This window comes from Holdemanella biformis DSM 3989 (genome assembly GCF_000156655.1).
Lineage (GTDB): Bacteria > Bacillota_I > Bacilli_A > Erysipelotrichales > Erysipelotrichaceae > Holdemanella > Holdemanella biformis.
Genome location: NZ_DS996845.1, coordinates 83,766 through 92,735 on the forward strand (window position 1 = coordinate 83,766; position 8,970 = coordinate 92,735).

The window sequence follows — 8,970 nt, forward strand, 5'->3', positions numbered from 1 at the left end:
CCTCCTACTAGTAATCCAAATTAGCGTATACAGCATTTTCCTGAATATATTCACGACGAGGCTCTACATCCTCACCCATCAACATATCAAATACACTGTCCGCTTCCATCGCATCATCAATAGTGACACGTTTCAATACTCTATGATGTGGATCCATGGTTGTTTCCCACAACTGTTCTGCATCCATTTCACCTAAACCTTTATAACGCTGAACTTTGTATCCATCTTTAAATTCTTCACGCAACTGATCCATTTCCTGCTCTTTATATGCATAGGCAATCTTTTTACCTTTTTGTACCTTGTATAAAGGTGGTTGTGCAATATAAACATATCCACCTTCAATAACAGGCTTCATAAAACGATATAAGAACGTCAACATCAATGTACAAATATGACTACCATCAACATCGGCATCGGTCATAATAACAATCTTGTGATAACGTAATTTAGATACATCTACATCTTCTTGAATACCACATCCAAAAGCAGTAATCATACTACGGATTTCCTGGTTTTCAAAAATACGATGTGTTCTAGCTTTTTCAACATTTAAAATCTTACCACGCAAAGGTAGAATTGCTTGTGTTTTCGCGTCACGACCTTGTTTCGCGCTGCCCCCGGCAGAATCACCTTCGACAATATAGATTTCACATTCACTTGCATCTTTACTTGAACAATCCGTTAACTTACCCGGTAATGAGCTAATACCATCCAATGCAGATTTACGACGTGTTAATTCACGAGCTTTTTTAGCCGCAATTCTTGCTTTGCTGGCAATCTCTGCTTTTTCCACAATAGCCTTGGCAATATCTGGATTTTCCAAGAAGAAACGATTGATTTGTTCTCCAGCAATATTAGAAACAATCTTACGAACTTCGCTATTTCCTAATTTTGTCTTTGTCTGTCCTTCATATTGAGGATCTGGATGCTTTACAGAAATAATCGCAACCAAACCTTCCTTAACATCATCTTGAGATAAAGTTTCATCCTTTTTGATCATGTTGTTGTTTTTCGCATACGTGTTTATACAACGAGTCAAAGCCATTCTAAAACCGTCTTCATGATATCCACCTTCATGCGTATGAATATTATTACAGAATGAATAAATACTTGATTGATAGCCATCATTATATTGCAATGCAACTTCTGCAAGAATTCCATCTTGCAATCCTTCTACATAAATAACTTTATCGCTGATTGTACTCTTATTCTTATTTAAGAATTGTACATACTCAATAATTCCACCTTCATACTTATAGTCATTGCTTAAACCATCTGGCGTTCTTTTATCTGTTAAAGTTAAACGAATATCTTTATTTAAGAATGCAAGCTGACGCAAACGAGAATTTAAGATTTCATAATCATAAACGGTTGTATCCTTAAAAATTTGTGAATCCGCCTTAAAACGAACCAGAGTACCCGTTTCTGTTGTTTCTCCAATGACTTTTAACGGTTCAACCGCATGACCACCATTTTCAAAACGAATAAAATAAATTTTACCATCTTGAAATACAGTAACCTCTAACCATTCACTCAATGCGTTAACAACACTAGCACCAACACCATGTAAACCTCCGGAAACCTTATATGCGCCCCCACCAAATTTACCACCAGCATGTAAAACTGTCATAATGGTTTCAACTGCACTAATTCCCGTCTTTTCATGAATTCCAACCGGCATACCACGCCCATTATCACGTACCGCAATAATGTTATCTGGCTCAATTGTTACATCAATTCGATTCGCAAATCCAGCTAATGCCTCATCAATACCATTATCTACGATTTCCCAAACCAAATGGTGGAGTCCACGAGCCGAAGTCGAACCAATATACATTCCTGGTCTCAAACGAACCGCTTCTAACCCTTCCAACACTTGAATATCATCCGCAGTATACGAATGTTCTACTTGTGTAGCTTGTGATTCTAATTCTTCAAATTCAAGAATCTCTTTTTGTAATTCATCCTGACTCATTTTAAGACCTCCTTGATTCTCCCTTTTTCTATATCATAGAATCGCACTTCACGATTCCAATTTATATTCAATCTCTCTGTTGTTGTTATAAAAATTTGCATATCTCTAGGAAGCTTTTCAATTAGCTGACGCTTTCTAAAATCATCCAGTTCACTAAATACATCATCCAACAACAATATTGGATATTGCCCGCTCTTTTCATAAATAATTTGAGCCAACCCCAACTTAAGTGCCAATACAAAACTTCTTTTTTGTCCCTGACTTGCGACTTCACATACAGGATTTTCATTTAATTCAAACAAAATATCATCTCTATGAATTCCAATCAAAGTCTGATGATATCTTTTTTCTTTTTCAAAAACCTTATCGTACGCTTCCTTCATATGACTTTTCATATCCGGATCAATAGGAATAAAAGTCATATATTTTGCACCTATTTCTTCTTTTTCATTTGAAAAGAAAGGATAAAGCTCACGTGCTTTATTCATCAAAGAATTTAGAAATTCATTTCTTTGTTTGATAATCACACTTTGAACTTCTATCATCTGGTCCAAATAAATCTGTACTAAACATTCATCTATATTACTTTGCTTCAAAGCTTGATTTCTTTGTTTTAAAAGTTTTTGGTAAGAAGACAAAGTAGATGTATAAGTTCTTGATAACTTCATCAATTCCATATCAATAAATCGTCTTCGATTTTTTGGAGATGAAGTAAATAAAGATAAATCATCCGGACAAAACAAGATGGCATTTTCAATTCCAATAAAATCCGAATATTTTTTAACCGGATTTTGAAAACGAAATAAATGCTTTTTTTGATGATCCACAATCACTTTCAATTCTTCTTTTCTGTGATTCGACTCTACGATTGCCTGAACACAAAATTCATTACATCCATGCATGATCATACTGTCCATTTGATTTGTTCGAAACGAACGCAAATGACTTAAAAAATAGATAGCCTCAATTAAATTTGTTTTTCCTTGTGCATTTTTTCCATATAAAAAATGAATGCATTTTGGTACAAAAGAAAAAGACATGGTTTCATAATTACGAAAATGAAAACATGTCAGTTTTTCAACATTCATTTCACTTCGATCCTTATTCCATTAGTTTCTACAATATCTCCATGGTAGATTTTCTTTCCACGACGATTTTCATTAACGCCGTTTACGAATACTTCCATGCTTGCTAAATATTCCTTAGCCTGTCCGCCGCTATAAACAACGTCACAAGCTTTCAGCAATTGTGCTAATGTAATATACTCATCTCTTAATTCAAATTCCATGAAAATACCTCTTTTCGCACTCTAATTATATCATAAAACCTCATAAATATCTATGCGTACAGAGATACCGATATAAAAAGAAACCGTTTAAAACAAGTTTAAACGGCATTTTCTTTAATCATAACTACGAATTGGCACCAAAATCATTAACACTGACGCATCTTCAGGGTTAGATACCTTGATTGGCTTCATAAAACCAGAAAATTCAATCAATACTTTTTCACAACCTAAAGCTTTGATTGCATCCAACATATAAGTTCCATTACATGTTAATGAGATTTCTTCTCCCTCATACTCACATTTTGTTAACACTTCATCAGAATTACCAATTTCACTAGAGTATGTCTTCACATGAGTTTCTTGTGGGGTACATTCTAATTTAATTAAATGTACCTTATCATTACGAATAAAGTTTGTACGATCAATTGTACCTGCAATTTCATATGAGTCTACTAACATCTTCGAAACACAGCTTGTTGGAATGATTCTTTGTACATCTGGGAAAGTTCCATCAATCAAACGAGTTTGAATGATTGTTTTATCAAATACAAATTGAGCTTTTTTAGAATCTGCAAAAATATCAATAGTATCATCATCTGAAACGGAACGAACCACTTCCGTTAAAGATTTACTAGGAATGGTAATATTAAAATCTTGACTTGAATCTAATTCAATTGTCTTTCTTGCTAAACGATAAGAATCTGTTCCTGAACAATACAACATATTACCTTGAGAATTAAAATTAACACCCATTAAAACAGGACGTTGATCTTTATCGCTGCACGCAAAGGCAGTCTGAGAAACAATAGATTTTAAATCTGTTGCTTTTAGAACAAAATGATGCTTTGGTTGTGTAAAATCAATATCTGGATATTCATTGGAACGAATACCATTTAAATTAAATTGTCCATTGTCACTTGAAATTCGCACTAAAGAATAATCAATGACTTCAATTTCAATGTTTTTACAATCTAATTTACGAACAATTTCTAATAAGTATTTAGAATCAATAATAATTGAACCCTCTTCTTCAATATCTAAATTATTCAATTCACCAGGAACAATTACAGTACGAATAGATATATTGGAATCACTACCTGTTAAAGTCATAGAATCATCTTTTAAATCTATACAGATACCTGATAATGCAGGTAGTGGAGAAAAAACACTAATAGCTCTAGAAACTATAGATAGTTTGTCATAAAAATATTTTCGATCAATTGAAAAATGCATAAAATCCTCCTTTTATTAATATTTATATATTAATTATAATATAAGCGACTGTATAAGTGTGTAAAAATTGCACAGCCCCTTTAAAATAAATGCTTTTCTGTCATTTTTTGTATGTGGATTCCATGAGGAATACAGTGTATAAATCAAGAATCCAAAGTACTACGTATTTTTTCTACAGCCGTCTTAAAAGCTTCATCTTTTTGAATCAATTTTTTAGCACGTTCATACGAACTAGAAATTGTCGTATGATCACGACCACCTAATTCTTGCCCAATCGATACATAAGATTTATGAAGCAAGTCTCTAGATAAGTAAACACAGATGTGTCGAGCATTCGCAATAAATTTTTGACGACATTTACCCTCTAGATCCTTATAAGATAAACCATAAAAGCGTGTAACTGCTTTTTTAATTTTTTTAATTGTTAATTCATCCGATTGCGATACAATAGGCTCTTTAATTAGTACTTTTCGTGCAAAATCCATATCAATTACATCTGGATTGAATAAAGTTGCGTTAAAAATTAAGCGATTTAAGGTACCTTCTAGATTTCTGACATCATTTGAATATTTACCAGCTAAATAATCAATAACATCCTCACTCATATTCACACCTTCTTCGCGACCTTCTATCTTTTTCTTTAAAATAGCTTTACTCGTTTCGAATTCAGGCTTAGAAATGCTGATTGTTAATCCGGAAACAAATCGTGAAATTAATCGAGACTGTAAACCACTGATTTCACTAGGATGCATATCACTTGTGATAATGATCTGTGTATTTTTTTGAATCAATTGATTATATACGGTAAAAAAGATTTCTTGGCTGCTAGAATGCTGTTGCAAGTTTTGAATATCATCAATTAAAAAATAATCACAATCTAAAAGCTGTTCTTTGACTCTTTCCACAGTATTTCCATGGACATTTTTAGTCTTCATGGCCTCTATTAATAAGGAAACCAAATCCCCACTATACATATAGATGACTTTACACTCAGGATGTTCCTTAGCTAAATAATTTCCCATCGCATGAAGTAAATGTGTTTTACCTAAGCCAGAATTTCCATATAACATAAGTGGATTAAAAAGATGTGAAGTTGTTTGAGTACAACACGCTAAACATGCAGCATAAGCTTCTGCATTCGAATTTCCTTCAACAAAGTTTTCAAATGTATATGACGGATTAAATTTGTTTTCTAATAAAACATTCGTTCTTTGTTTAACAACCTCTTCAGGCATCATCTTTTCCATTTCTCTTTGATGAATATATTGAATGGTTAAAGTATCTCCCCAAACTTCACTCAGTGTAGATTCAAAAAGCTCTTTTTCTTTTTGTTTCTTCAAAATACTGAAAGTAATGGTCGAACGATAAGCTACATAAGCTATATTATCTTCTATTTTAAATAGAGTGGTTTTAGAAATCCATGAATTAAATGTATGAGTATCAAAATAGTTGGATTCTTGAATTTTTTGTAAAGTTTCATTCCATATCGATGCATAAGACATGGTAGACATAGTAAAACCTCCTTGCAGTAGTATTATTATACACGATTTTTACACTTATCCCCATTTATTATTTGTGGATATAAAATATTCACATGTGGATAAATGTGTAAAAAAAATGAATCACATTGGGATAACTCACTTTATATTCATATTAAATACATAGAGAATCATTGTAAAATAAAGGATATAAACCACTTTTCCATAGTTATACAGAGTATAAAAATAATAGATCTTTATCCACTGTATAACTCATGCATTTATATACTTTTTAACTGTATATACCATAATAAAATTTTAAAACATACATATCCATATATATTATATGTGGATAATATATAGATCATTTTGTGTAAAACTAATAAAATGTTATAATGAAGTGCAGGAATAAAAGGGGTATAAAAGTATATGTATATTTTTAAGTCGGATATAAATAAAAATGAATATGATCACTTTGTAGAAAATCATCCTAGTTGCAATTTGCTTCAAAGCTATGACTGGGCAAACATAAAAAATAATTGGAAACCCATTTACACTGGAGTATATGAAGACGAACGATTAATTGCGGCAGGATTGGTATTGATTCGTCCGTTACCTTTGTCTTTTTCAATGTTTTATTTGCCTAGAGGACCAATTTTGGATTTTAAGAATAAAGAATTATTAAATTTTTATTTTACAGAATTAAAGAATATTGCTAAAAAAGAACATTGCTTGTTTATAAAATTCGATCCAAGTATTTTAGTTTCTAGTTTTCATTTAGATGAAGAAAGAAAAGAATTTAATTATAAGGAAGAGTTCGAAAATATTAAATCTTGTAAAGCCATTCATTATGGATTCAACAAGGATTTTGATACAACCATTCAGCCAAGATACAATATGGTTGAATATGCGGATGATTTTGGCATGGATAGTTTATCCAAAAAAGGAAAAAAGAATATTAAAGTTGCCCAGAAACAAAATCTAGATATTCAATTTGGACATAAAGAATTATTAGATGATTTCGACAAAGTTATGAAATGTACAGAAGAAAGAAAAGGTATTTCTTTAAGAACAAAAGAATATTATGAATTACTTCTAGATACATATAAGGATGATGCGTTTATCACTTTAGCTTATTTCCATATTCATGATATGTTAAATGAAACGAAGGAAAGATATGAAAAGTGTTTATTGGATCTAGATAATTGTCCAGAAAATGCAAAGAAAAAACGTTTCACATTAGAAGAATTAAAAGATTCGTTGGAAAAGAAAATCAGTAAATATGAAGAAGATGTAAAAACATATGGAGAAACAGTCTGTGTTTGTGGAACATTAACTGTAAAATATGGTCATACATCAGAAATTCTATATGCAGGTATGAACGAAGATTTCAAACGATTAATGGGACCTTATTTAACTTGGTATAAAACAATGGAAAAATGTTTTGAACTTGGATGTAATACAAGTAATATGGGCGGAATTGAAGGAACTCTAAAAGGAGGACTTGTAGATTTTAAAGAAATTTATCATCCAAGAATCAATGAATATATTGGAGAATTTGATATTCCAGTAAACGCATTACTGTATAATGTAGCATTTAAATTTTATAAAAAAATCAAAGAAAGAAACACAAAACACAAATAATTTAAGCATGATTTAAGTACGACTATCTATTATGTCCAAGTAAGGATGGAATTTGATATGTCGTATTTATTTTTTTAAGATATAAACCAAGAAGAATTTGATGGATTTGTGAAAAATCGTGAATATTGTAATTTATTACAAAGCTATAATTGGGCAAAAGTAAAAAAGTAATTGGGATCACATGTATACAGGGGTATATAGAGATAATGTATTAGTCGCAACAGGTTTAGTGTTGATAAAAAGATTGCCATTATCATTTTGTATGTACTACTTACCTCGAGGTCCTATTATGGATTATAAGGATAAAGAGCTTGTTCAATATTATTTTGATCAATTAAAAAAGTTAGCCCAAAAAGATCATTGTATCTTCATTAAATTTGATCCTGCTATTCATGTTAATGATTATGATTCAAAATCGTATAATACAAATAGATATAAGGAAACAGAAATATATTTAGATATATTTAAAAGTTGTAAAGCTATTCATAAAGGATATACAATGCATATTTCGGATACAGTTCAGCCAAGATTTCAATCAAACGTATATTCATATGAAAATATAGAGAAAGTCTTGCCAAAACACACAAAACGCTTAATCAAGGATGCTGATCGAAGAAATGTACAAATCATTCATGGACATTTAGAATTATTAGATGATTTTAGTCGCTTGGTTGAATTAACGGAATCAAGAAAAGGAGTTGCACTAAGAGATAAAAGCTATTTTAAGATATTGTTAGAAAATTATCAGGATGGTGGAGTCATCTTTCTAGCTACATGTAATGTATATAAATTAAATGAAGATGCAAAAATAAAAAAGGTAAAACTGGAAAAGGAAATTGCTCAAACTTGTGAAAATGCAAAAAAGAAATTGCATCGTTTAGAAGATCAATTGCGAAGTGTAGATAAAGATATAAAAGAATTTAAAGAAATATTTTCTGAATTTGGGCAAGAAAACAAAGATATCGCAATTGCAGGAATACTTAGTATTCAATATGGAAATACTTGCGAAATGTTGTATGCAGGAATGGATGAAAGATTTAAAAAGTTCATGCCACAATTTGAACCTCTCATCACTGAAGTGACAAGATTCTTGGGAACAGGTTTCTATCGAAACCTTTCTTACCAAGCTATCCCCGCAGTTCCTGCGGTTGTTTTTGTTTTTTATCTAATTTGCTAATATGCCTTGCATCAATATATTGATGGATGCATTTACATCTCTGTCATGATTTGAATGACATTTTGGGCATGTCCATTCTCTTACTTTTAAATCTTTTGTTCCTTCATTCTTATATCCGCAACAATGACAGATTTGGCTGCTCGCATAGAAAGTATCCACTTTCTTGATCACCTTT

At 31.4% G+C, this 8,970-nt stretch carries 7 protein-coding genes and 1 pseudogene; 2 read left to right on the forward strand and 6 right to left on the reverse strand.

Annotated elements, in window-relative coordinates; genetic code table 11:
• Nucleotides 1-7 precede the first annotated feature (7 nt).
• The 5 genes from gyrB to dnaA form a co-directional block, all read right to left on the reverse strand.
• A complete protein-coding gene (gyrB, locus tag EUBIFOR_RS08850; RefSeq protein ID WP_003865686.1) occupies nucleotides 8-1,975 on the reverse strand; it encodes a DNA topoisomerase (ATP-hydrolyzing) subunit B in 1,968 nt (655 codons plus the stop codon).
• Nucleotides 1,972-3,063, reverse strand: a complete 1,092-nt coding sequence (recF, locus tag EUBIFOR_RS08855) for a DNA replication/repair protein RecF (protein ID WP_003865687.1) — start codon at nucleotides 3,061-3,063, stop codon at nucleotides 1,972-1,974. The genes gyrB and recF overlap by 4 nt, the downstream gene beginning before the upstream one ends.
• Complete coding sequence (yaaA, locus tag EUBIFOR_RS08860) at nucleotides 3,060-3,263, reverse strand: S4 domain-containing protein YaaA (protein ID WP_003865688.1); 204 nt, start codon at nucleotides 3,261-3,263, stop codon at nucleotides 3,060-3,062. The genes recF and yaaA overlap by 4 nt, the downstream gene beginning before the upstream one ends.
• 114 nt (nucleotides 3,264-3,377) lie before the next feature.
• Nucleotides 3,378-4,496: a DNA polymerase III subunit beta gene (dnaN, locus tag EUBIFOR_RS08865; RefSeq protein WP_003865689.1), complete on the reverse strand. Its 1,119-nt coding sequence runs from the start codon at nucleotides 4,494-4,496 to the stop codon at nucleotides 3,378-3,380.
• A 143-nt stretch (nucleotides 4,497-4,639) separates the two neighbouring features.
• Nucleotides 4,640-6,007, reverse strand: a complete 1,368-nt coding sequence (gene dnaA / locus EUBIFOR_RS08870; RefSeq protein ID WP_040466414.1) for a chromosomal replication initiator protein DnaA — start codon at nucleotides 6,005-6,007, stop codon at nucleotides 4,640-4,642.
• A gap of 396 nt (nucleotides 6,008-6,403) precedes the next feature.
• Here dnaA and EUBIFOR_RS08875 point away from each other — a divergent pair, with 396 nt between their 5' ends.
• Nucleotides 6,404-7,618 (forward strand): peptidoglycan bridge formation glycyltransferase FemA/FemB family protein, encoded by a 1,215-nt coding sequence (locus tag EUBIFOR_RS08875; protein ID WP_003865691.1) that lies wholly within the window; start codon nucleotides 6,404-6,406, stop codon nucleotides 7,616-7,618.
• A 175-nt stretch (nucleotides 7,619-7,793) separates the two neighbouring features.
• Nucleotides 7,794-8,795 (forward strand): annotated as a pseudogene (locus tag EUBIFOR_RS08880) (peptidoglycan bridge formation glycyltransferase FemA/FemB family protein); the annotation flags it as partial.
• Here the strand turns inward: EUBIFOR_RS08880 and EUBIFOR_RS12525 are convergent.
• The coding region (locus tag EUBIFOR_RS12525; RefSeq protein WP_003865693.1) for a zinc ribbon domain-containing protein at nucleotides 8,784-8,970 on the reverse strand (187 nt) is incomplete at its 5' end. The pseudogene EUBIFOR_RS08880 and the gene EUBIFOR_RS12525 overlap by 12 nt on opposite strands.

Coding starts and splice junctions, on each gene's coding strand:
- gyrB (WP_003865686.1), bottom strand. CDS start 1,975: ATGAGTCAGGATGAATTACAAAAAGAGATTCTTGAATTTGAAGAATTA.
- recF (WP_003865687.1), bottom strand. CDS start 3,063: ATGAATGTTGAAAAACTGACATGTTTTCATTTTCGTAATTATGAAACC.
- yaaA (WP_003865688.1), bottom strand. CDS start 3,263: ATGGAATTTGAATTAAGAGATGAGTATATTACATTAGCACAATTGCTG.
- dnaN (WP_003865689.1), bottom strand. CDS start 4,496: ATGCATTTTTCAATTGATCGAAAATATTTTTATGACAAACTATCTATA.
- dnaA (WP_040466414.1), bottom strand. CDS start 6,007: ATGTCTACCATGTCTTATGCATCGATATGGAATGAAACTTTACAAAAA.
- EUBIFOR_RS08875 (WP_003865691.1), top strand. CDS start 6,404: ATGTATATTTTTAAGTCGGATATAAATAAAAATGAATATGATCACTTT.